Origin of the sequence: Citrobacter sp. wls710, from assembly GCF_005281115.1 — a bacterium.
Classification (GTDB): Bacteria; Pseudomonadota; Gammaproteobacteria; order Enterobacterales; family Enterobacteriaceae; genus Citrobacter; species Citrobacter werkmanii.
The window spans coordinates 221,099-244,807 of record NZ_SZXD01000034.1 but is presented as its reverse complement, the minus strand read 5'-3'; the positions used below and the strand labels follow the sequence as shown (position 1 = coordinate 244,807).

The following is a 23,709-nucleotide window of genomic DNA, read 5'->3' as shown; positions in this document are numbered from 1 at the left end:
TGATGCAGGCTGGAAAGCTCAATAAACGAATCACACTTCAGAAGCCTGTTAAAACTCAGAGCCCGGTTACCGGTGCGGTAGTTAATGGATGGGCTGATGTGGCTGAGCTTTGGGCTAACGTTGCCGATTTGTCAGCCCGTGACTTTGTTGCCGCGCAAGCGGGGCAGAGCGAGGTAACAACGCGGATCACTATCCGCTGGCGTGATGATGTCACGGATAAGCATCGCATTCTTTACCGTGGGCGTGTTTACGACATTCAGGGTGTACTGGAAGATGATAAAAGCGGACGGGAATATCTGACGCTACCCTGCTCGCGAGGTGTTAACGATGGCTGATGGCATTGATTTTAGTATAACCGGGGTCGATTCACTTCTGGGGAAGCTGGACAGTATCAGCGATGATCTGCGCCGCCGTGGTGGTCGGGCAGCACTTCGTAAGGCGGCAAATGTGATTGTCGACAGAGCGAAAACGAATGCTTCCAGGATTGATGACCCATTAACCGGACGCAGCATTACTGCCAACGTGGCGATGCGCTGGAACGGTCGCCTCTTCAAAAAAACCGGTAATCTGGGATTTCGGATTGGGGTTCTTCATGGTGCGGTCCTCAAAAAACATCCTGACCTTGGTGAGAATGCACCGACACCACACTGGCGACTAATTGAGTTCGGTACCGAAAATGTGCGAGCGCAGCCGTTTATGCGCCCGGCGGCAGAAAGCAGTGTTAGTGAGGTGATAAACGTTTTCGCCTCTGAATACGAAAATTCTATTGACCGCGCCATCAGGCGCGCAGCGAAAAAAGGAATGCTTCCGTGATTGCGCCGATCTTTATCGTCTGTGCCGCCAGACCGACGGTGGTTGCGCTGTTAGGCGGTGACACGCTGCGTCTGTACCCGTTCGGGCAGCATGACGACAATCTGGTCTATCCCTACGTGGTGTGGCAGAACATCACCGGCTCTCCGGAGAACTATCTGGCCCAGCGCCCTGATGCAGATTTTTTCACGCTGCAGGTGGATGCATATGCCGACACAGTGGATGAAGTGATCGCCGTTGCCGCTGCACTACGTGATGCTATTGAGCCGCATGCGCATATCACGCGCTGGGGCGGACAGGAAAGAGACCCCGAAACAAAACGCTATCGCTATTCGTTTGACGTGGACTGGATAGTCAACCGATAAGAACCTTCCCAACCGGCCTTGAGCCGGTTTTTTTATAACCGGAGATAACAATGTCTGTATTGACGCAAGGTACGCAGCTCTTTGTGCTCGTAAAAGGCGCGGTGAGCGAAGTTGAATGTATCACTGCATTTTCACCCGGCAGCAATCCGGCTGACCAGATTGAAGACACCTGTCTTTCTGAACGCTTTGATCGCAGCTATAAGCGTGGTCTTCGAACGCCTGGCACAGCATCACTGACGCTTAACGCTGATCCTAAAAATACCAGCCACATCATGCTCTACAACCTGTCCATTTCGGACGACGAAGAGGATCAGGACCTGACGTTCGCGATTGGATGGTCAGACGGAAACGCATCGCCAACTGCTGCTGAAGATGGTGCATCCAGTGCAGTCGATGGCCTGGTGCTACCTGACAGCCGCACATGGTTCGTATTCAAAGGCTATGTGTCCGACTTCCCTTTTGATTTTGCAGCAAACACGGTCGTCTCCACCTCCGCATCTATCCAGCGTTCCGGTTCTGCGGTGTGGGTTCCTAAGGCAGCTTCTTAAACTGATGGGGCTTGATGCCCCATTTCGAGAGACATAAATGAAATTAACGCTTGAAGCACTCAAGGAGTCCGGCGCGTTTACCGGCCGTCCGGTTGAGAAAGAGATATCCTGGAAACAGGGCGATAAGAAAATCACTGCGACCGTGTATGTTCGCCCGATGGGGTATCACACAGCGACGTCCGATGTACTGGCATTTGGGGGTAAGGTGGATGGTGTGGCAGGACGCATTGCAGCATCTATCTGCGATGAACTTGGTAAGCCTGTCTTCACACCGGCAGACATTACTGGTGAGGCCGACCCTGAGCGTGGTGCGCTGGATGGTGGTCTGACGGTTGCGCTACTGTTGGCTATTCAGGAAGTTAACGATCTGGGAAAGACTTCGAGCTCAGCGCCGAAGACGAATTCTGGTGCGAGCTCGTCCTCAACGGAATCGGAGGTAAAACGATCGCCGAAGCGCGTGAGTCGCTCTCATTCAAAGAGTCCCAACTCTGGGCAAAATACCGGGAAAGATATGGAAGCCTGAACCCGATGATGCGGGTTGAGTGGGGGGCTGGGCTGGTGGCCAGCATGATAGCCAACGTCAACAGAGACCCCAAACATCCACCATTCACTCCGACCGATTTCACACTGCACTTCACCAAAGTCAAAGCTGTTGATGGGCCAATCTCGTTAGAGGAAGCCAGAGCCAGCTGGACATAACGCCGCCAACGGAGAGTTTATGGCTTCCAAATCACTGGGCACGCTGACGATCGACCTGATCGCCAAGGTGGGCGGTTTTGTCTCCGGCCTCTCACAGGCTGAGCGAGCTTCACAAAAATGGCGTAAGCAGGTAAAGGAGGATGCCGCTGCTGCTGCAGTTGCCATGACCGGATTTGCAACAGCCGTCGGCGCCGCCGCCGTCGGAGCCGGGGTGGCTGGGTATAACCTGCTCAAAACCACTTCACGCCAGATAACCGAGTCTGACCGTTGGGCAAAATCACTCAATATGTCCACGCAGTCTCTGTTGGCCTGGCAATATGCTGCAGAAAAAGCAGGTGTATCCGGGGATCAGATGGCTGACATCTTTAAAGATGTCGGAGACAAAATCGGCGATGCTGTTCTTAATAAATCTGGTGAGGCGGTTGGTGCGCTGGACTCGCTGGGATTGTCGGCTAAAAAATTGGCCGGTGAATCTCCTGATAAACAGCTTCTGGCTATCAGTGATGCACTGGAGAAAGTTAAGTCCAACGCCGAGAAGACCACCATCCTCGAAAGCCTGGGCAATGACCTGTCGAAGCTGCTGCCGCTTCTGGACAATGGCAGTGAAAAACTGCGTCAGTACATGGATGCTGCGAAAAAATTTGGCGTGGCGCCCGATGACGCAGATATCGAAAAGCTGGTTAAAGTTAACGCCCTGTTTGAGGATATGGAGACGCAGGTCAACGGCGTCAAAATTGAACTTGCGACGGGCCTTGCCAGCGTAGATTTGAGTGCACTTCAGAAATCCATTGGAGATATGGGGGATGTATTTAAAGACCCGGCTGTTATTCAGGGGCTGACTGATCTTGTTGGTGGGGTGGTAGACCTGGCCACCTGGCTGGTAAAGGTGGGGGCCGAAGCCGGAAAGCTGATAGACCAGTACAAAGGCGGCAAAGCGGTGGGTTTGAATGCCTCAATTCCCGAAATTGAACGTCGCATCAAGAACCTGAATGCCGATCTCGATGATAAAGGTGTGCTGGCGAGTTTCAACAGAATTGGGATGGATGTGTCAGGTAAACAGGCCGAAAGGGCTGAGCTCCAGAAACGTCTGGCCTTTTTGAAAAATTCCCAGTCCACGCTTCCGGAAATAAAACTACCCGAGCCAGTCAAAACAAACTATAGCCTTGGCGCCGGGGAGACAAACGGTAAGCCGCAAAAAAATACCTCTGGTCAGAAACTGGATTCAGCATTTAAAAGCGCTGAGCGCAGTTACATGCGCCAGATTGAACTGATCGATACCACCGGCAAAAAAACTGCTGTGGTGACCGAGCAGCAAAAACTGCAGTTCGATATAGCTGACGGCAAGCTGCAGGGGCTTAACGAAACGCAGAAAAAGCGACTTGCGTTTCTGGCTCAGGAAGTTGATCGCCTGAACGCCGTCAAAAAAGCCAATGAAGAAAATGCCAGGGTAGCGGCGTTTGTGGCAAATCTGCAGGCACAAAACGAGAATGCACGTGCAAATTTGGGCGTGGATGTGCAGGGTGCCGGAATCGGCAATAAGCAGCGTGAGCGGCTCAGGGAACGCCTGAGTATTGAGCGCGACTTCCTCGACCAGCAGCGGGAGCTTCAAAAGCAGTATCAGTCCGGTGATATAAGCCAGACGGTTTATGACCGGGAAACTCAGGCCCTGAAGGATGCGCAGGCCGAAAGGATCGAAGTTCAGGAGGATTACTACCAGAAAGTTGATGCGCTACAGGCTGACTGGGTAACCGGCGCCCGTGACGGACTTGCCGACTGGGTGGATGATTCCACGAACTATGCAATGCAGGCGGCCGACGTCATGAAAACGGCACTCTCAGGGATCAGCAGCAACATTGTCGAGATGCTCAACGGCAATAAAGCGAGCTGGAAAGACTGGGGTATCAGCGTTCTGAAAATCATCGAACAGGTGATGGTAAATATGATGATCGCGAACGCGGTCAGCTCCATCGGTTCGCTGTTTAGCGGTGCCGCCTCATCATCAGCCAGCAGCGGAACAGCAATCCAGAACTACGGTGCTAACCTGCAATTAAACGCCAAAGGCGGCGTTTACTCTTCAGCCGATCTCAGTCAGTACAGTAACTCTGTCGTCAGTTCACCGACGTTGTTTGCGTTTGCAAAAGGTGCCGGCCTGATGGGAGAGGCGGGGCCTGAAGCCATTATGCCTCTTACCCGCGCGTCTGATGGTTCACTCGGTGTCCGCGCCGTGGGAAATGGCGGCGTCACGCCAGGTAGTGGAGGGGCACCACAGGTATATATCACCATTGATGGCAACGGAAATACGGCCACTCAAGCGACATCTGGCTATGAACAATTCGCGAAAGATGTGGGTTCTTATACAGATAGGCGTTACAGGGATCTAATAATGAGAGATTTAGCGCCGGGCGGTGCGATCTGGAACCTTGCAAAAGGAGGCCGCTGATGGCTCTTGAAACATTCAGCTGGTGCCCACGCATCAACGCGGAGCAGGAGGTAACGTTCCGCCGGCGCTCCGCAAAATTTGGTGACGGATATGAACAGGTGGCCGGTGACGGCTTAAATCCGCGTTCACAAAAGTGGAATTTACAGTTTACCGGTACCGAAGCGTATATCGGGGCCATTAAAAACTTTCTCGATCGCCATCAGGGAACAAAGTCTTTTCAGTGGCACCCACCGCTTGAACCACTGGGGTTGTATCGCTGTGATACTTACACTCCTTCGCCGCTTGGCGCTGGGCTCTTCAACCTTTCAGCAACTTTTGAGCAGGCCTATAAACCATGAGTCTTAACGCAGATTATCAGAAGCTTGAACCCGGCGATGAGGTCAGGCTGTTTGAAGTGGATGGCACTGCATTTGGTACAGGTGAGGTGTTACGGTTTCACAGCTACAGCCTCGCACATACTGAAGCAGAAATAACGGCGGCCGGCGGTGACGAAAACAAGCTTCCGGCCAAATCAATCTGGTGGCAGGGCGAAGAATATAAAGCGTGGCCATGCCAGATTGAGGGGATCGAGGCTTCTACTTCGGGAAGTAGTGCGCAACCAAAACTTTCGGTTGCTAACCTCGACAGCTCGATCACCGCCCTTTGCCTGGCTTACGACGATATGCTGCAGGCGAAGGTGACGATACACGATACCCTGGGTAAATATCTCGATGCGAAAAACTTCACCGGGGGTAACCCGACAGCCGATCCGACCCAGGAAAAGCTGAAGGTTTTCTACATCGATTCAAAGAGTAGCGAAACAAACGAGGTAGTCGAATTCACCCTCTCCAGCCCAATGGATCTGCAGGGGCTGATGATACCTACGCGCCAGCTCCATTCGTTGTGCACCTGGTGCATCCGTAACAAGTACCGCACCGGCGATGGCTGCGACTATGCCGGTACGCGCTATTTCGACAAAAACAACAACCCGGTAAGCGATCCGTCACTGGATGAATGCAACGGCACGCTGACGGCCTGCAAACTTCGGTTCGGTGAAAGCAACGAACTCTCGTTTGGTGGGTTCCCGGGTACGTCGCTGATCAGGAGTTGATATGCGTCAGAAAACCATTGATGCGATTATGGCGCATGCTGCCGCTGAATATCCTCGTGAGTGCTGTGGTGTGGTAGCGCAGAAAAGCCGCGTTGAACGTTATTTTCCTTGCCGGAATCTTGCCGCGTCGCCGGAGGACAATTTTGTCCTTTGCCCCGAAGATTACGCATCCGCTGAGGACTGGGGTACGGTGATCGCCATCGTTCACAGCCACCCTGACGCCACTACGCAGCCGAGCGAACTGGATAAAGCGCAATGCGACGCAATGCTTTTAACCTGGCATATTGTGAGCTGGCCGGAGGGGGATTTACGCACCATCCAGCCGCGTGGGGAACTGCCGCTGCTGGAGCGTCCGTTTGTGCTTGGTCACTTCGACTGCTGGGGGCTGGTTATGAGTTATTTCCGGCAAACTCACGGCATTGAATTGCACGATTATCGTGTGGATTATCCCTGGTGGGAAAACGACTATCCGGACAACTTCTATCAGGATTGCTGGTATGAGTGCGGATTCCGTGAATTCGACGGGCCACCGAAACCAGGCGATATGGTGATCATGCAGGTCCAGGCTGAAAAGTGGAACCACGCGGGAATTTTGCTGGAGGGCAATATGCTGCTGCATCACCTGTACGGACACCTAAGCCAGCGCGTGCCGTATGGTGGCTACTGGCAGGAAAGGACGATGAAGGTTCTACGTTACAAATCTCTGTGCTAACCTTTTGTAAAACCAAAGGGGATAGGGATATGAAAAGAATTTTAGTTTTTACCTCCATCTTAATGGTTGCCGGTTGTGCAACTAAGCCGGTGACAAATGAACAAGCACAGGATGTTCCTGCAAAACAGGTTATCAGCAATACACTGCTAGTTAAAAAAGAAGGGACTGGCAAGGTAATAATCAAACGAGACTCTGGTTTTATGGGCAGCGCCTGCATGACCCGAGTTTATGTTGATGGCAAGGAGGTCGCAGACTTAGACACAGCTCAAAAGGTAACGGTCTATCCCAAAATTGGAGATCATATCTTTAGCGCTTGGCCCAAAGGTATGTGTGGCGGAGGCATGAGCGAACAGTCGGGTAAGGTGACAGATACTGGGGTATTGATGTTTAGAGTTGGTTACGGAACCAACGGTGATTTTGGTATCTACCCTACAGCATTTTGAATGCAGCAATTATATATAACCTCGCTCAGGCGGGGTTTTTTATTATTAAGAGGTTTATATGTCTGAAGTAATGACTCGAATTGAGCTCGGCGGCGAACCCGGTAAAATATTTGGTAAAACTCATTGGCGACTTATCAGTAAAGTTTCTGAAGCAGGTGTAGCACTCGCAAAAACAATCACCGGGTTTGAAAGTTATATGGTAAACAGCAAGCGCCGCGGACTAACCTTTGCCATTTTTAAAGGAAAGAAAAACATAGGAGTTGATGACCTAGGTTTTCCGGTAACTGGTGAAGTGGTCAGGATTGTACCGGTTATCATCGGAAGCAAAAAGGCTGGTTTACTTCAGACAATATTGGGTGCTGTTATTGTTGCAGTAGGTGCCATTGCTACATTTGGTTTTGCCCAGGCTTGGGGTGTAAATGTAATGATGGCTGGTGGAGCTATGATGGCGGGTGGCGTCGTCCAGATGTTATCTCCTCAACCAACCGGATTAGCCAGCAAACAAGGTGCAGATAACCGTGCTTCGTATGCGTTCGGTGGTGTAACAAACACCGCGGCGCAAGGCTATCCGGTACCGCTACTGTACGGCCGCCGGCGAATCGGCGGGGCGATTATTTCTGCCGGAATTTATGTCGAAGATCAGCAGTAGATAACTAACCTTTTTTCCTGGCCACCTTCCGGTGGCTTTTTTTATGGGCGCAATATGGCTACAGAAAAAGTGTTAAAGGGCCGCAAGGGCGGCAGCTCAAGTTCCCGAACCCCTACCGAACAGCCTGATGATCTGCAATCTGTAGCGAAGGCAAAAATCCTCGTTGCGCTTGGGGAAGGGGAGTTTGCTGGACAGCTCACCGGCAAGGATATCTACCTGGACGGAACGGCGCTGGAGAATGCTGACGGTTCCCATAACTTCAGCGGCGTGACGTGGGAGTTTCGCGCGGGAACGCAGGCGCAAAAATATATTCAGGGTATTCCCGGTACCGAAAACGAAATCAGCGTGGGAACTGAGGTATCAAGCGCTACAGCCTGGACGCGCACGTTTACCAATACGCAGCTTTCAGCAGTTCGCCTGCGTCTGAAATGGCCCTCGCTTTTCAAACAGGAGGACGACGGCGATCTGGTGGGTTACTCGGTCAATTATGCAATTGACCTGCAGACGGACGGCGGCGCATGGCATACGGTACTCAATACCAGCGTGACCGGAAAAACGACGTCTGGTTATGAGCGCAGCCATCGTATTGATTTACCGCAGGCTGGCAGCACCTGGACAATCCGCCTGCGTAAGATTACCTCTGACGCCAACAGCGCGAAGATCGGCGACACGATGACGCTGCAGAGCTTCACTGAGGTGATTGACGCCAAGTTACGATATCCAAACACAGCGCTACTCTACATCGAATTCGATTCAAGTCAGTTTAACGGCTCTATCCCGCAGATCTCCTGCGAGCCCCGCGGCCGTGTTATCCGCGTTCCAGATACCTACGACCCTGAAACCCGCACTTATAGCGGTACATGGACCGGTGCGTTTAAGTGGGCATGGACGGATAACCCTGCGTGGATATTTTACGATCTGGTTGTTTCTGACCGCTTTGGTCTGGGCCACCGACTCACTACGGCGAACATCGATAAGTGGACGCTTTATCAGGTCGCCCAGTATTGCGATCAGCCAGTCCCGGACGGTAAAGGTGGCAGTGGTACCGAACCACGTTATACCTGCAACGTGTACATTCAGGACCGGAACGACGCCTACACAGTCCTGCGTGATTTTGCGGCTATCTTCCGTGGCATGACCTACTGGGGCGGGGATCAGATTGTGGCCCTGGCTGACATGCCGCGCGATGTTGATTACAGCTACACGCGCGCTAACGTTGTTGGCGGTCGCTTCACCTATTCGAGCAGCACCACGAAAAGCCGCTACACCACAGCACTAGTTTCATGGTCAGATCCTGGGAACGCTTATGCCGACGCGATGGAGCCGGTATTTGAGCAGGCGCTGGTGGCGCGGTACGGCTTCAATCAGCTGGAAATGACAGCCATCGGCTGCACCAGACAGTCAGAGGCGAACCGAAAGGGGCGCTGGGGTATTCTCACCAACAACAAGGATCGCGTTGTTTCGTTTGATGTCGGGCTGGACGGAAACATTCCGCAGCCGGGCTACATCATCGCCGTGGCAGACGAGCTGCTTTCCGGAAAAGTTATGGGAGGGCGTATCAGCGCCGTTAACGGTCGCGTGATACAGCTTGATCGTGTTGCGGATGCAGTAGCTGGTGATCGTCTGATTCTCAATCTTCCCTCCGGCGCGTCACAGAGCAGGACCATTCAGGCTGTTAACGGGGAATCGGTCACAGTCATCACGGCATACAGTGAGACACCACAGGCAGAAGCTGTATGGGTGGTTGAGTCGGGCGAGCTTTACGCGCAGCAGTATCGTGTTGTCAGCGTCTCCGATAATGGCGATGGCACTTTCTCTATTACCGGCGCATGGCACGACCCGGATAAATATGCCCGTATTGATACCGGAGCCATCATTGACCAGCGGCCGGTGAGTGTGATCCCGCCGGGTAATCAGTCGCCGCCAGCCAACATCGTGATCAGTTCGTTTTCAGTGGTTCAGCAGAATATCAGCGTCGAAACCATGCGGGTGAGCTGGGACCAGGCGCAGAACGCTATAGCCTATGAGGCACAGTGGCGCCGTAATGATGGTAACTGGGTAAACGTGCCGCGCAGCTCCACCACGTCATTCGATGTTCCGGGCATTTACGCAGGGCGCTACCTCGTGCGTGTGCGTGCCATTAATGCCGCTGAAATTTCCTCTGGCTGGGGCTATTCCGAAGAGAAAACGCTGACGGGCAAGGTGGGAAATCCACCGAAACCTGTCGGCTTTGCGACAACGCCGATCAACTGGGGGATTCGCCTGAACTGGGGATTCCCGGCTAATACCGGGGACACGCTGAAAACGGAAATTCAGTACACCGCGAACAGTGATTTCTCTAATCCTCTTTTGCTGTCGGATGTGCCTTATCCGTCAGCCGAATACACCCAACTGGGACTGAAGGCGGGACAGGAGTTCTGGTACCGCGCGCAGCTGGTAGACAGAACGGGTAATGAATCAGGCTGGACCGAATGGATTCGTGGTGAATCCAACGCGAATGCTGACGACTACCTGGGCGATATTGCCGATGATTTTCTGACGTCTGCCGATGGTGACCGCCTGACAAGCGACATTGATACCAACCTGGAAGCTTCGTTGCAGAATGCGCTGGCCAACCATGGAACGGTGGAACACCAGTGGGCGCAGTACGGCGAAGTGCGCGCGGATATTCTGGTGGTTAAAACGACCATTGCGCAGGTGGATAAGGCCATGGCTGAAATGTCCACGCAGGTGCAGGCGCAGTTCAATGATGTGACTGCAGCTCTGGAAGATAAACTCACCGCCGTGGTTGATGCCTCCGGAGCATCTGCGATTTACACCCTCAAAACCGGAGTACGGATTAACGGTGTTATGTATAACGCCGGAATGTCGATTGCTGTGCTCGCGGAAGCGGGTAAGCAGGTAGTCACCCGCGTCGGGTTTAACGCCAACCAGTTCGTCCTGATGAGTGGCAGTAGTGATACGCAATATTCGCCGTTTGCTGTTGTTAATGGTCAGGTGTTTATCAGCGATGCGTTTATTCAGGATGGCAGTATTACCAATACAAAAATTGGTAATTACATACGCTCGAATAATTACAAGGCAGGATTGACCGGCTGGAATATTGATAAAACTGGGCAGGCTGAATTTCACGATGTCACCGTACGCGGAACTGTATATGCAACCGGCGGATCGTTCACTGGCGATATTCATGCTGAAAACGGGGAATTCTCTGGCACCGTATCAGCCCGGAAATTTGTGGGCGATATTGTTGCCCTATACACATATAACGATTATCCCGGATTGACCGCGCCAATTAACACCAAAACGTTCACATATAAAGACAGTTCCAGTTTAGGGCTACAAAAAACAATATTGTTCCAGGTTGGATGCCAGGTGAGGAGTCTTACATCAACAGCAACTTCGGCAACGATTATTATCAGCATTAACGGAAACGAAAAAAGATACACGTTTTCAACATCAAGTGGTGGTTCCAGTAGCGGCAGCACCGTCCCGTTCGTTGTTACGCACTCCATTGTTACGACGGCGGATATCGTATCAATCACACTCCGGGAAGAGGCGACTGGTAGTTACCAGCATTCACTTTATAGCCCCACAATAATGGTTGGGCGTTCCTCTGGGAATTTCTCCGGTGGCTAATTGCACACACCGTACGACAGCTAAATAACAATTGTAAAGCGAGGTCTCAATGAGCGCAGGAACACTCACCCTGACGAATAACTCTGCTGCTGTTTCCGGCAGCGGAACCGCATTTACCACAGAACTGGCAGCCGGTGATTTTATTGTCGTTACAGTCGGCGGTATTCCTTACACCCTCCCGGTTAAGACCGTCAACAGCAATACATCATTGACGCTGGTCAGCAATTTCACCGGGCCAACGCAGTCAGGTGCGGCCTGGTATGCTGTTCCTCGTATTGCTATGAATCTGGTCACCGCTGCTGCGGTAACACAGGCTGCGGAAGCCCTGCGTGGCCTGAACTACGACAAACAGAACTGGCAAAACATTTTCAGCGGCACTGGGGATGTACCAGTTAAATTGCCGGATGGTTCAACCTGGACAGGACCAGCATGGAACTCAGTAGCCAAAAAAGGGGCAAATGACGATATTACTAGCCTGAGCGGGTTAAAAACTGCGTTAAGTATTTCTCAGGGGGGGACGGGAGGAAAAAACTCTGCGGATGCAGCAAATAATATCGGTGTCGGTCCGGCCAGTTATCCTTTTTTTTCGGGGATAACTATTTCTACAACAGGGTACGCAATTCTTGGAGTGCAGAATACTTCTCGTGGTGCAGCAGATGTTGGTGCTCGTGTCTCTATTGAAGCTTCAGTTGCCGCTAATGCGCGAGGCTCAATAATCCAAAGAAATAACCAGGATAATCAGACCGGACAGATACGTTCAGAGTTACCTGCTACATCAGGAGTTCTGGCTATACAGGGAACGTCAGGGCGTGAATATAAAAAGGATATAAAGGATGCCGACACCAGCGAAGCGATGCAGCGCATTATGAGTCTGCGTATGGTTAATTTTGTGTATAAAGACGATGATCTGGCACGTGTCCGTTTCGGAATTATTGCAGAAGAGGCCGAAAAACCTGCACCACAATATGTCAAGCACAACCAATTCCCGGTTGATGGTAGTCAGATTTACGATGAAGACGGACACCTTGTCAGCGAGAAGTATGTGGACCGTCCGTCTATAGACAACAACCCAATCGTAATGGACTTGTTAGGATGCATTCAGAACCTGCAGGCGCAAATTACAGAACTGAAATCCAGCATCGGTAATTAACTAAAATAAAAATCTCCTGAATTGGCTGATTATATGCTTCCTGGCTTAATTTCTTGCAAGGGGGAATTGACTGGTTGAGATGTGAATTGATGCCGCAATCACACCGTATGCAAGAGCATGATTGCGGCCAACTGGCGAACGTTCGATAGTGCGAGTATTGAATGGCTGCCCGGTGATGTAATCACATTGGCTGTATTAGCTCGGATCCCTGATTTTTCACATTACCAACGGCACGCGTCACGGCGTGCCATATAAATTTATCAGCCAATAGAATTTGGTTAGGGAGAGCGGGACACACAAAGCTTTGCATCGGTTTGCAAGGCTTTGTGCTGTTATCACTTAGTCGATCGCATCCATTGTTGCAAGACAATTTGAATCAATGTGAAACAGAGTGGTGCAATCACCACTTTTTTAGTGTTACCATCGTTTTACTGGGTGAGGGACTGAGGATGTCAGTTTTTCATTTGTGTACCAGATTGTGTACCAATTTAGCGATTGTTGGTTAGATGGTTGCACAACTTACTGTAAACAAACAAATTTTCTCTTTGTATGTGATCTTACGTGTGGGTCACCACTGCAAATAAGGATATAACATGCCTGTTATTACTCTTCCTGATGGCAGCCAACGCCATTACGACCACGCTGTAAGCCCCATGGATGTTGCGCTGGACATCGGTCCAGGTCTGGCGAAAGCCACTATTGCTGGCCGTGTTAACGGTGAGCTGGTAGATGCTTCCGATCTGATTGAACATGATGCGAAGCTCTCCATCATCACCGCGAAGGATGAAGAAGGTCTGGAGATCATTCGTCACTCCTGTGCGCACCTGTTAGGGCACGCGATCAAACAACTCTGGCCGCACACCAAAATGGCGATCGGACCGGTTGTTGACAACGGTTTTTACTACGATATCGATCTTGACCGTACGTTAACCCAGGAAGACGTCGACGCGCTCGAGAAGCGGATGCACGAGCTCGCTGAGAAAAACTACGATGTCATTAAGAAGAAAGTCAGCTGGTACGAAGCGCGTGAAACCTTCGTGAAGCGTGGTGAGACCTATAAAGTCTCTATTCTTGATGAAAACATTGCCCATGATGACAAGCCTGGCTTGTACCATCATGAAGAATATGTCGATATGTGCCGTGGCCCGCACGTGCCGAACATGCGTTTCTGCCATCACTTCAAACTGATGAAGACCGCAGGGGCATACTGGCGTGGCGACAGCAATAATAAGATGCTGCAGCGTATTTATGGTACTGCATGGGCAGATAAAAAAGCCCTCAACGCCTACCTGCAACGTCTGGAAGAAGCCGCCAAACGCGATCACCGTAAAATCGGTAAACAGCTTGACCTGTATCATATGCAGGAAGAAGCGCCGGGTATGGTGTTCTGGCACAATGATGGCTGGACTATCTTCCGTGAACTGGAAGTCTTTGTTCGTTCGAAACTGAAAGAATACCAGTATCAGGAAGTTAAAGGTCCGTTCATGATGGACCGCGTGCTGTGGGAAAAAACAGGTCACTGGGATAACTACAAAGATGCGATGTTCACGACGTCTTCAGAGAACCGTGAATACTGCATTAAGCCCATGAACTGCCCGGGTCACGTACAGATCTTTAATCAGGGTCTGAAATCTTATCGCGATCTGCCGCTGCGTATGGCTGAGTTTGGTAGCTGCCACCGTAACGAGCCGTCAGGCGCGCTGCACGGTCTGATGCGTGTTCGTGGCTTCACTCAGGATGATGCGCATATCTTCTGTACTGAAGAACAGATCCGTGATGAAGTTAACGCTTGTATTCGTATGGTCTACGATATGTACAGCACCTTTGGCTTCGAGAAGATCGTTGTCAAACTGTCCACTCGCCCCGAAAAACGTATCGGTAGCGATGAAATGTGGGACCGTGCTGAAGCTGACCTGGCCGTTGCGTTGGAAGAAAACAACATCCCGTTTGAGTTCCAACTGGGTGAGGGCGCGTTCTACGGTCCGAAAATTGAATTTACCCTGTATGACTGCCTCGATCGTGCATGGCAGTGCGGTACTGTACAGCTGGACTTCTCTCTGCCGTCCCGTTTAAGCGCCTCTTATGTTGGCGAGAACAACGAGCGTCAGGTGCCGGTTATGATTCACCGTGCAATTCTTGGGTCGATGGAACGTTTCATCGGTATCCTGACCGAAGAGTTCGCTGGCTTCTTCCCGACCTGGCTTGCGCCGGTTCAGGTTGTGGTCATGAACATTACTGATTCTCAGTCTGAATACGTTAACGAATTAACGCAGAAACTACAAAATGCGGGCATTCGTGTAAAAGCAGACTTGAGAAATGAGAAGATTGGCTTTAAAATCCGCGAGCACACTTTACGTCGTGTCCCTTACATGTTGGTCTGTGGCGACAAAGAGGTTGAAGCAGGCAAAGTTGCCGTGCGCACCCGTCGTGGCAAAGACTTGGGCAGCCTGGACGTAAATGAAGTGATTGAGAAGCTGCAACAAGAGATTCGCAGCCGCAGTCTTCAACAACTGGAGGAATAAGGTATTAAAGGCGGAAAACGAGTTCAAACGGCACGTCCGAATCGTATCAATGGCGAGATTCGCGCCCTGGAAGTTCGCTTAACAGGTCTGGAAGGCGAAGCTTTGGGTATTGTGAGTCTGAGAGAAGCAATCGAAAAAGCTGAAGAAGCTGGAGTAGATTTAGTTGAAATCAGCCCTAACGCCGAACCGCCAGTTTGTCGTATTATGGACTACGGCAAGTTCCTTTATGAAAAGAGTAAGTCTTCTAAGGAACAGAAGAAAAAGCAAAAAGTTATCCAGGTTAAGGAAATTAAATTCCGTCCTGGCACCGACGATGGCGATTACCAGGTAAAACTCCGCAGCCTGGTACGCTTTCTGGAAGATGGCGATAAGGCTAAGATCACGCTGCGTTTTCGCGGCCGTGAGATGGCCCACCAACAGATCGGTATGGAAGTGCTCAACCGCGTCCGTGACGATCTGAGTGAACTGGCAGTAGTCGAATCCTTCCCTACGAAGATCGAAGGCCGTCAGATGATCATGGTGCTCGCTCCTAAGAAGAAACAGTAAGGCCTTCAAGTAGCAATGTCTGTGGAGCCTGCGGGTTCCACAGCCGTTGTTCGCCTACGTTTCGTTTATTAACAATGCGAAGTGGAAGTTATTAAAATGCCAAAAATTAAGACCGTACGCGGTGCTGCTAAGCGCTTCAAAAAAACCGGTGGTGGTGGATTTAAGCGTAAGCACGCAAACCTGCGTCATATTCTGACCAAAAAATCTACTAAGCGTAAACGTCACCTGCGTCCAAAAGGCCTGGTTTCTAAAGGCGATCTGGGTCTGGTTATCGCGTGCCTGCCGTACGCATAAGCCGTTAACGTTTAATTAATTTTTTACTAAGAATATAGATACAGGAGAGCACATATGGCTCGCGTAAAACGTGGTGTAGTTGCCCGTGCACGTCACAAGAAAATTTTGAAACAAGCTAAAGGCTACTACGGTGCGCGTTCTCGCGTATACCGCGTTGCCTTCCAGGCTGTTATCAAAGCTGGTCAGTACGCTTATCGTGACCGTCGTCAGAAAAAGCGTCAGTTCCGTCAACTGTGGATTGCGCGTATCAACGCAGCAGCACGTCAGAACGGTATTTCTTACAGCAAATTCATCAACGGCCTGAAAAAAGCCTCTGTTGAAATCGACCGTAAGATCCTGGCTGACATCGCAGTATTCGACAAAGTAGCGTTCACCGCTCTGGTTGAAAAAGCGAAAGCAGCTCTGGCATAAGCCGGTGAAAAGAGGGAGCCAGGCTCCCTCTCTTTTATTGTAGGGCAATCAATTGGTTGACAATTTACCCGTAAGCCTTTTCAATAAAGGTTGTCCGGTTTTTACCACACAAGGTAACGCAAGCATGAATGCTGCTATTTTCCGCTTCTTCTTTTACTTTAGCACCTGAACTCAGGAGGCTTGCGCGTGAAAGAAGAAACGGAAAACAGCGCCTAAAAGCCTCCCTGGTGGAGGCTTTTTTTATACGCGTCATCCTTCAAGTTGTCTCTGTGTTGGCTGCATTCGCTCACCCCAGTCACGTACTGATGTACGCTCCTGAGGATTTGCTCTTTTGCCGCCTTGATACAACTTAAATGATTTTGCGTATATACGAGCGACTAGTGAATATCGCCACATAACGAGGAAAACCATGTCACATCTCGCAGAGCTGGTTGCCAGTGCAACGGCCGCCATTAACCAGGCTTCAGATGTTGCCGCGTTAGACAATGTCCGCGTCGAATATTTGGGCAAGAAAGGGCACTTGACCCTTCAGATGACAACCCTGCGCGAGCTGCCGCCAGAAGAGCGTCCGGCAGCAGGTGCGGTGATAAACGAAGCCAAAGAGCAGGTACAGCAAGCGCTGAATGCACGTAAAGCCGAATTAGAAAGTGCTGCGCTGAATGCCCGTCTGGCTGAAGAAACGATCGATATCTCACTGCCGGGACGTCGTATCGAAAACGGCGGTCTGCATCCGGTAACACGTACTATCGACCGTATTGAAAGCTTCTTTGGTGAGCTGGGCTTTACCGTGGCGACCGGTCCGGAAATCGAAGATGACTATCATAACTTCGACGCACTGAATATTCCTGGCCATCATCCGGCACGTGCTGACCACGACACCTTCTGGTTTGACGCGACCCGTCTGCTGCGTACGCAGACTTCCGGCGTGCAGATCCGCACCATGAAAGAAAAACAGCCGCCGATCCGTATCATCGCCCCTGGGCGCGTTTATCGTAACGACTACGATCAGACGCACACTCCAATGTTCCATCAGATGGAAGGGCTGATTGTTGATACCAACATCAACTTCACCAACCTGAAAGGTACGCTGCACGATTTCCTGCGCAACTTCTTTGAAGAAGACCTGCAGGTTCGCTTCCGTCCTTCTTACTTCCCGTTCACCGAACCTTCTGCGGAAGTTGATGTGATGGGCAAAAACGGCAAATGGCTGGAAGTGCTGGGCTGCGGGATGGTTCACCCGAACGTGCTGCGCAACGTGGGTATCGATCCGGAGATCTACTCTGGCTTTGCATTCGGTATGGGTATGGAGCGTCTGACCATGTTGCGTTATGGCGTGACCGACCTGCGTTCTTTCTTCGAAAACGATCTGCGTTTCCTCAAACAGTTTAAATAAAGGCAGGATAAAACAATGAAATTCAGTGAACTGTGGTTACGCGAATGGGTAAACCCGGCGATTGATAGCGATGCGCTGTCAAACCAAATCACGATGGCGGGTCTGGAAGTTGACGGTGTGGAACCTGTTTCGGGCGCGTTCAACGGCGTGGTGGCGGGTGAAGTGGTTGAGTGCGCTCAGCACCCGAACGCTGACAAACTGCGCGTCACCAAAGTGAATGTAGGCGGCGACCGCCTGTTGGATATCGTCTGTGGCGCGCCGAACTGCCGTCAGGGCCTGAAAGTGGCTGTGGCAACCGTGGGCGCCGTACTGCCGGGCGACTTTAAAATTAAAGCGGCGAAACTGCGTGGTGAACCGTCTGAAGGCATGCTGTGCTCGTTCTCCGAGCTGGGCATTTCCGACGATCATAGCGGCATTATCGAACTGCCCGCCGATGCGCCAATTGGCACCAATATCCGCGAATACCTGAAGCTTGACGATAACACCATCGAAATCAGCGTTACGCCGAACCGCGCCGACTGCCTGGGTATCATCGGTGTGGCACGTGATGTGGCTGTACTGAACCAGGCTCCATTGGTTGAGCCGCAAATCGCGCCTGTAGCCGCAACCATTAGCGACGTCCTGCCGATTCAGGTCGAAGCAGTGGAAGCCTGCCCGCGCTATCTGGGCCGTGTTGTGAAAGGTATCAACGTTAAAGCGCCAACTCCGTTGTGGATGAAAGAAAAACTGCGTCGCTGCGGCATCCGCTCCATTGATGCAGTCGTTGACGTCACCAACTATGTGCTGCTCGAACTGGGTCAGCCAATGCATGCGTTCGACAAAGATCGCATCGAAGGTGGGATTGTTGTTCGTATGGCAAAAGAGGGGGAAACCCTGGTTCTGCTGGACGGCAGCGAAGCGAAACTGAATGCGGATACGCTGGTGATTGCCGACCATAACAAAGCGCTGGCCATGGGCGGCATCTTTGGTGGCGAACATTCCGGCGTGAATGACGAAACGCAAAACGTCCTGCTGGAATGCGCGTTCTTCAGCCCGCTGTCTATTACCGGTCGCGCACGTCGTCATGGCCTGCACACCGATGCCTCTCACCGCTATGAGCGTGGTGTCGATCCGGCGCTGCAGTACAAAGCGATGGAGCGCGCTACCCGTTTGCTGATTGATATCTGCGGCGGTGAAGCCGGTCCTATTATTGATGTGACCAACGAAGCGACGCTGCCAAAACGCGCGACTATTACGCTTCGCCGCAGCAAACTGGATCGTCTGATCGGACACCATATTGCTGATGACCAGGTGAGCGATATTCTGCGTCGTCTGGGTTGTGACGTCACGGAAGGTCAGGATGAGTGGAAAGCGGTAGCGCCGAGCTGGCGTTTCGATATGGAAATCGAAGAAGACCTGGTCGAAGAAGTTGCCCGTGTATACGGGTATGACAATATCCCGAATACGCCAATTCAGGCAGGTCTGATCATGGGTGAGCATCGTGAAGCGGATTTATCGCTGAAACGTGTAAAAACCATGCTGAATGACAAAGGCTACCAGGAAGTGATCACCTATAGCTTTGTCGACCCGAAAATTCAGGCGTTGCTGCATCCGGGTGAAGAATCGCTGCTGCTGCCAAGCCCAATTTCTATTGATATGTCAGCAATGCGCTTGTCACTGTGGACCGGTTTGCTGTCAACGGTGGTGTATAACCAGAACCGTCAGCAGAACCGTGTGCGTATTTTTGAAACGGGTTTACGTTTCGTACCGGATACGCAGGCCAACCTTGGGATCCGTCAGGATCTGATGCTGGCAGGCGTGATCTGCGGTAACCGTCATGATGAACACTGGAATCTGGCAAAAGAGACCGTTGATTTCTATGATTTGAAAGGCGATCTGGAAGCGGTTCTCGACCTGACCGGCAAACTGGCGGACATTCAGTTCAAAGCTGAAGCGAATCCAGCACTGCATCCGGGTCAGTCTGCGGCGATTTATCTGAAAGGTGAACGTATTGGTTTCATTGGGGTTGTTCATCCTGAACTGGAACGTAAACTGGATCTGAACGGTCGCACTCTGGTATTTGAACTTGAGTGGAACAAGCTCGCAGACCGCGTGGTGCCTCAGGCGCGTGAAGTTTCTCGCTTCCCAGCGAACCGTCGCGACATCGCAGTCGTTGTGGCAGAAAACGTTCCCGCTGCGGATATTTTATCCGAGTGTAAGAAAGTTGGCGTAAATCAGGTAGTTGGCGTAAACTTATTTGACGTGTACCGCGGTAAGGGTGTTGCGGAGGGTTATAAGAGCCTCGCTATCAGCCTGATCCTTCAGGATACCAGCCGTACACTTGAAGAAGAGGAGATTGCCGCTACCGTCGCCAAATGTGTAGAGGCATTAAAAGAGCGATTCCAGGCATCATTGAGGGATTGAACCTATGGCGCTTACAAAAGCTGAAATGTCAGAATATCTGTTTGATAAGCTTGGGCTTAGCAAGCGGGATGCCAAAGAACTGGTCGAGCTGTTTTTCGAAGAGATCCGTCGTGCTCTGGAAAATGGTGAGCAGGTAAAACTCTCTGGTTTTGGTAACTTCGATCTGCGTGATAAGAATCAACGTCCGGGCCGTAACCCGAAAACGGGCGAAGATATTCCCATTACAGCACGGCGCGTGGTGACCTTCAGACCCGGACAGAAGTTAAAAAGCCGGGTTGAAAACGCAACGCCCAAAGAAGAGTGATTTAACGATTCGTTAAGTTACTTGCGCTGCCAAGCGCAAAGCATGACATATATAACTAAAAAGGCCGCTCTGCGGCCTTTTTCCTTTTCACTACCGAAACAGCACCGTAGAATCACCCCCATCTCTTTTCAGCAGAATGGAAAACATGCTGACTTTCGCCCATCAACAGCAGCGACGAAACGTGCGCTGGATACTGTCTCTGTCAGTGCTGATGTTACTGGCAACGATTTTAAGCTTGTGCGCAGGAGAACAATGGATCGCTCCCGGCGACTGGTTCAGCGCCCGCGGCGATCTGTTCGTCTGGCAAATCCGCTTTCCTCGTACCCTCGCCGTTTTGCTGGTAGGCGCTGCGTTGGCCTTATCCGGTGCGGTAATGCAGGCCCTTTTTGAAAATCCACTTGCGGAACCGGGTCTACTGGGCGTGTCTAACGGCGCAGGAGTTGGGCTCATCGCTGCGGTGCTGCTCGGCCAGGGGCAACTTCCCGGCTGGGCGTTGGGTTTATGCGCCATCGCCGGGGCGCTGATTATTACTCTTATTCTGTTACGCTTTGCCCGTCGGCATTTGTCTACCAGTCGCTTGCTACTGGCGGGAGTGGCGCTGGGCATTATCTGTAGCGCGCTGATGACGTGGGCCATCTATTTCTCCACCTCTTTTGACCTACGACAGTTGATGTACTGGATGATGGGGGGTTTTGGCGGCGTAGACTGGCATCAGGCCTGGCTGATGGTGGCGTTGATCCCCGTACTGATATGGATCTGCTGTCAGTCTCAGCCGATGAATATGCTGGCGCTGGGGGAAACTTCTGCGCGCCAACTGGGGTTACCATTATGGTTCTGGCGCAATCTGCTGGTGGTCGCCACGGGATGGATGGTCGGCGTAAGCGTGGCACTGGCGGGAGCGATTGGTTTCATTGGATTGGTTATCCCACACATTTTGCGGTTGTGTGGTTTAACCGATCACCGTGTTCTCCTGCCTGGCTGCGCGTTGGCTGGCGCAATCGCGTTATTGTTTGCCGATGTTGTCGCGCGTTTGGTGCTGGCTTCGGCTGAACTGCCCATTGGCGTGGTGACGGCTACCATGGGAGCCCCGGTATTTATCTGGCTATTGTTGAAAGCCGCGCGCTAGAAAGCGTTGGTTCGGTCTATGATTAAAAACTGAAAATCAACCTGTTGTTCTGGAGATGCTATGCAAGACACTATCCTCAATACAGAAGTGACGACCATTGACGGCGAGGCGACTACGCTGCAACCGTATTCCGGCAATGTACTGTTAATCGTCAACGTTGCTTCAAAATGTGGACTGACGCCGCAATACGAACAACTGGAGAACCTGCAGAAAGCCTGGCATCAACAGGGCTTCAATGTGCTTGGTTTTCCCTGCAATCAGTTTCTGGGCCAGGAACCGGGCAGCGAAGACGAAATAAAAACGTATTGCAGTATGACCTGGGGCGTTACCTTCCCGATGTTCAGTAAGATTGACGTCAACGGCGAGGGGCGTCATCCGCTGTATCAGAAGCTGATTGATGCCGCGCCAACGGCTGTTGCGCCAGCAGACAGTGGATTCTATGAACGTATGGTCAGTAAAGGCCGGGCGCCGCTCTACCCGGACGATATCCTGTGGAACTTTGAGAAGTTTTTAGTGGGGCGGGATGGGCAAGTACTGCAACGATTCTCTCCGGATATGACGCCTGAGGATCCTATGCTGGTGCAAAGCATCAAGAAGGCGCTGGCAAACTAATGTCTCGATTGATGCAGCTACAGGATGTAGCGGAATCGACCCGGCTCGGCCCGCTTTCTGGTGAAATAAAAGCAGGGGAAATCCTGCATTTGGTGGGACCTAACGGTGCGGGGAAAAGTACGCTGTTGGCGCGTATGGCGGGTTTGACGACCGGGGAGGGCAGCATCACCTTTAGCGACATGGCGCTTGAAGAATGGCCGGCAGCAAAGCTGGCGCAATATCGTGCTTATCTTGCGCAACAGCAAAACCCGCCGTTTGCCATGCCAGTCTGGCATTTTCTGACGCTGCATCAACCCGACAAAGCGCGAGTCGATCTGTTACAGGAGGTCGCCGATGCGCTGGGTTTGGGGGATAAGCTGGGGCGTGGCGTGAATCAACTCTCCGGCGGTGAATGGCAGCGTGTACGCCTCGCTGCCGTTATTTTGCAAATTTGCCCGCAAGCAAATCCATTCGGTCAGCTTTTACTGTTGGATGAGCCGATGAACAGCCTGGACGTCGCGCAACAAAACGCCCTGGACAAGTTATTGGGGCAGCTGTGTTTGCAGGGAATAGCGATTGTAATGAGCAGCCATGACCTCAATCATACCTTGCGCCATGCGCATAAGGCCTGGTTGCTCAAACGTGGGAAGCTGCTTGCCAGTGGCTCACGTGATACGGTCCTGACGCCAGCTAATCTGTCTTCGGCTTACGGCGTGAACTTCCGTCGTTTGGATATCGAAGGCCACAGAATGCTCATATCAACCACTTAAGTTAAATGGGTTCTTGAAAATCATATAATTTCCACGCTAAATTGGCATAAAAATTAAATCCAGAGGATTCGTCCTGAATGCGTTTTTGGCTCCTTTTCATCACAGCATTGTTTTTGGCGGGCTGCAGCAGCCATCGTGCTCCTGCGCCAAATGCCCACTTGTCGGATTCTATCGCCGTGATCGCCGGTCTTAATGACCAGCTACAAACCTGGCATGGTACACCTTATCGTTATGGTGGTATGAGCCGTAGCGGGGTGGATTGCTCAGGGTTTGTTTTGATGACGATGCGGGATCAATTCGATCTACAGCTCCCGCGCGACACGCGCATGCAATCAAAGATTGGTACCGAAATCGATAAAGATGATTTGCTGCCAGGCGATCTGGTTTTCTTTAAAACCGGATCCGGAGAAAGTGGTCTGCATGTCGGCATTTACGACACCAATAATCAATTTATTCATGCCTCAACCAGCCGCGGAGTGATGCGCTCGTCACTGGATAATGTCTACTGGCGTAAAAACTTTTGGCAGGCTCGACGTATTTAATCCTCACAACTGACGAGGCTGCCAGCGACTGCGCAGCCTCGCCCCCAGCGTTTGCACGTTAACTTTTATATCTGTCTTAAGCAGAACAATAACCCTGCGCGTTAAGAGAGTATCTTACTAAAAATATGATTTATGCCGAGATATTAAAAAGTGCAAAGCTGGATATTCGCTTATAATCAGGATAAGCTAAAAAAAAGGATTCGATTTACTGGCTATAAAGGGAAAAATGAAAGAGCCTCTACTTGCATCAGCAGTAACGTAT

General features: G+C 51.5%; 26 protein-coding genes, 1 pseudogene and 1 other annotated feature. Of the genes and pseudogenes, 26 read left to right on the top strand and 1 reads right to left on the bottom strand.

Annotation, left to right across the window (positions count from 1 at the left end; all coding sequences use genetic code 11):
• Positions 1-2 precede the first annotated feature (2 nt).
• Genes FDX14_RS16480 through FDX14_RS16420 form a run of 14 tightly spaced genes read left to right on the top strand, consistent with a single transcriptional unit; the run spans position 3 to position 12,545 of the window.
• A complete protein-coding gene (locus tag FDX14_RS16480) occupies positions 3-335 on the top strand; it encodes a phage head closure protein (RefSeq protein WP_113857612.1) in 333 nt (110 codons plus the stop codon).
• Positions 328-813 (top strand): HK97-gp10 family putative phage morphogenesis protein, encoded by a 486-nt coding sequence (locus FDX14_RS16475; protein ID WP_137349862.1) that lies wholly within the window; start codon positions 328-330, stop codon positions 811-813. The genes FDX14_RS16480 and FDX14_RS16475 overlap by 8 nt, the downstream gene beginning before the upstream one ends.
• Entirely contained in the window at positions 810-1,175 is a 366-nt protein-coding gene (gene gp17 / locus FDX14_RS16470; RefSeq protein WP_137349861.1) for a tail completion protein gp17, read from the top strand. The genes FDX14_RS16475 and gp17 overlap by 4 nt, the downstream gene beginning before the upstream one ends.
• A 50-nt stretch (positions 1,176-1,225) precedes the next feature.
• Entirely contained in the window at positions 1,226-1,723 is a 498-nt protein-coding gene (locus tag FDX14_RS16465) for a phage tail tube protein (RefSeq protein WP_137349860.1), read from the top strand.
• A gap of 37 nt (positions 1,724-1,760) precedes the next feature.
• Complete coding sequence (locus tag FDX14_RS16460) at positions 1,761-2,246, top strand: phage tail assembly chaperone family protein, TAC (RefSeq protein WP_137349859.1); 486 nt, start codon at positions 1,761-1,763, stop codon at positions 2,244-2,246.
• A gap of 5 nt (positions 2,247-2,251) precedes the next feature.
• Positions 2,252-2,422 carry a phage tail assembly protein T gene (locus tag FDX14_RS25750; RefSeq protein ID WP_419762179.1) on the top strand — a complete coding sequence of 57 codons (171 nt, stop codon included), beginning with the start codon at positions 2,252-2,254 and terminating at the stop codon, positions 2,420-2,422.
• 19 nt (positions 2,423-2,441) lie between these two features.
• A complete protein-coding gene (locus tag FDX14_RS16455) occupies positions 2,442-4,862 on the top strand; it encodes a phage tail tape measure protein (RefSeq protein WP_137349858.1) in 2,421 nt (806 codons plus the stop codon).
• Entirely contained in the window at positions 4,862-5,200 is a 339-nt protein-coding gene (locus tag FDX14_RS16450) for a phage tail protein (protein WP_104651402.1), read from the top strand. Before FDX14_RS16455 ends, FDX14_RS16450 begins: the two co-directional genes overlap by 1 nt.
• Positions 5,197-5,952: a phage minor tail protein L gene (locus FDX14_RS16445; RefSeq protein ID WP_137349857.1), complete on the top strand. Its 756-nt coding sequence runs from the start codon at positions 5,197-5,199 to the stop codon at positions 5,950-5,952. The genes FDX14_RS16450 and FDX14_RS16445 overlap by 4 nt, the downstream gene beginning before the upstream one ends.
• A 1-nt stretch (position 5,953) precedes the next feature.
• Complete coding sequence (locus FDX14_RS16440) at positions 5,954-6,664, top strand: C40 family peptidase (RefSeq protein WP_137349856.1); 711 nt, start codon at positions 5,954-5,956, stop codon at positions 6,662-6,664.
• Positions 6,665-6,693: 29 nt separating this feature from the next.
• A complete protein-coding gene (locus FDX14_RS16435) occupies positions 6,694-7,107 on the top strand; it encodes a hypothetical protein (protein WP_024262609.1) in 414 nt (137 codons plus the stop codon).
• A gap of 58 nt (positions 7,108-7,165) precedes the next feature.
• A complete protein-coding gene (locus FDX14_RS16430) occupies positions 7,166-7,756 on the top strand; it encodes a tail assembly protein (RefSeq protein ID WP_137349855.1) in 591 nt (196 codons plus the stop codon).
• Positions 7,757-7,810: 54 nt separating this feature from the next.
• Positions 7,811-11,395, top strand: coding sequence for a TipJ family phage tail tip protein (locus FDX14_RS16425; RefSeq protein WP_137349854.1), 3,585 nt, complete (start codon positions 7,811-7,813; stop codon positions 11,393-11,395).
• Positions 11,396-11,444: 49 nt separating this feature from the next.
• A complete protein-coding gene (locus tag FDX14_RS16420) occupies positions 11,445-12,545 on the top strand; it encodes a tail fiber domain-containing protein (protein ID WP_137349853.1) in 1,101 nt (366 codons plus the stop codon).
• Positions 12,546-12,726: 181 nt separating this feature from the next.
• Here the strand turns inward: FDX14_RS16420 and FDX14_RS25475 are convergent.
• Positions 12,727-12,810, bottom strand: a pseudogene (locus FDX14_RS25475) (SOS response-associated peptidase); the annotation flags it as partial.
• Positions 12,811-13,138: 328 nt separating this feature from the next.
• Here FDX14_RS25475 and thrS point away from each other — a divergent pair.
• From thrS to FDX14_RS16350, 12 genes are all read left to right on the top strand, one after another.
• Entirely contained in the window at positions 13,139-15,067 is a 1,929-nt protein-coding gene (gene thrS, locus FDX14_RS16405) for a threonine--tRNA ligase (RefSeq protein ID WP_032939806.1), read from the top strand.
• Between the two features lie 3 nt (positions 15,068-15,070).
• Positions 15,071-15,613 carry a translation initiation factor IF-3 gene (gene infC / locus FDX14_RS16400; protein ID WP_048997935.1) on the top strand — a complete coding sequence of 181 codons (543 nt, stop codon included), beginning with the start codon at positions 15,071-15,073 and terminating at the stop codon, positions 15,611-15,613.
• A 96-nt stretch (positions 15,614-15,709) separates the two neighbouring features.
• On the top strand, positions 15,710-15,907 hold the full coding sequence (rpmI, locus tag FDX14_RS16395; protein ID WP_003030583.1) for a 50S ribosomal protein L35: 198 nt from the start codon (positions 15,710-15,712) through the stop codon (positions 15,905-15,907).
• Between the two features lie 54 nt (positions 15,908-15,961).
• Positions 15,962-16,318, top strand: a complete 357-nt coding sequence (rplT, locus tag FDX14_RS16390) for a 50S ribosomal protein L20 (protein ID WP_003030578.1) — start codon at positions 15,962-15,964, stop codon at positions 16,316-16,318.
• A gap of 119 nt (positions 16,319-16,437) precedes the next feature.
• Positions 16,438-16,562: a sequence feature (Phe leader region), on the top strand.
• A complete protein-coding gene (gene pheM, locus FDX14_RS25310; protein WP_001386830.1) occupies positions 16,443-16,487 on the top strand; it encodes a pheST operon leader peptide PheM in 45 nt (14 codons plus the stop codon). It overlaps the preceding feature by 45 nt.
• 165 nt (positions 16,563-16,727) lie before the next feature.
• Complete coding sequence (gene pheS, locus FDX14_RS16380; protein WP_003832580.1) at positions 16,728-17,711, top strand: phenylalanine--tRNA ligase subunit alpha; 984 nt, start codon at positions 16,728-16,730, stop codon at positions 17,709-17,711.
• Between the two features lie 15 nt (positions 17,712-17,726).
• Positions 17,727-20,114 (top strand): phenylalanine--tRNA ligase subunit beta, encoded by a 2,388-nt coding sequence (gene pheT / locus FDX14_RS16375; protein ID WP_137349851.1) that lies wholly within the window; start codon positions 17,727-17,729, stop codon positions 20,112-20,114.
• 4 nt (positions 20,115-20,118) lie between these two features.
• Positions 20,119-20,418, top strand: coding sequence for an integration host factor subunit alpha (gene ihfA, locus FDX14_RS16370; RefSeq protein WP_003030571.1), 300 nt, complete (start codon positions 20,119-20,121; stop codon positions 20,416-20,418).
• A 145-nt stretch (positions 20,419-20,563) separates the two neighbouring features.
• Positions 20,564-21,544: a vitamin B12 ABC transporter permease BtuC gene (btuC, locus tag FDX14_RS16365; RefSeq protein ID WP_042308812.1), complete on the top strand. Its 981-nt coding sequence runs from the start codon at positions 20,564-20,566 to the stop codon at positions 21,542-21,544.
• A gap of 60 nt (positions 21,545-21,604) precedes the next feature.
• The gene (locus tag FDX14_RS16360; protein ID WP_042308809.1) at positions 21,605-22,156 is read left to right on the top strand and encodes a glutathione peroxidase; all 552 of its coding nucleotides are present in this window, start codon (positions 21,605-21,607) and stop codon (positions 22,154-22,156) included.
• Positions 22,156-22,905: a vitamin B12 ABC transporter ATP-binding protein BtuD gene (gene btuD, locus FDX14_RS16355; protein WP_137349850.1), complete on the top strand. Its 750-nt coding sequence runs from the start codon at positions 22,156-22,158 to the stop codon at positions 22,903-22,905. Before FDX14_RS16360 ends, btuD begins: the two co-directional genes overlap by 1 nt.
• 77 nt (positions 22,906-22,982) lie before the next feature.
• Entirely contained in the window at positions 22,983-23,447 is a 465-nt protein-coding gene (locus FDX14_RS16350) for an NlpC/P60 family protein (RefSeq protein ID WP_042308806.1), read from the top strand.
• Positions 23,448-23,709 lie beyond the last annotated feature (262 nt).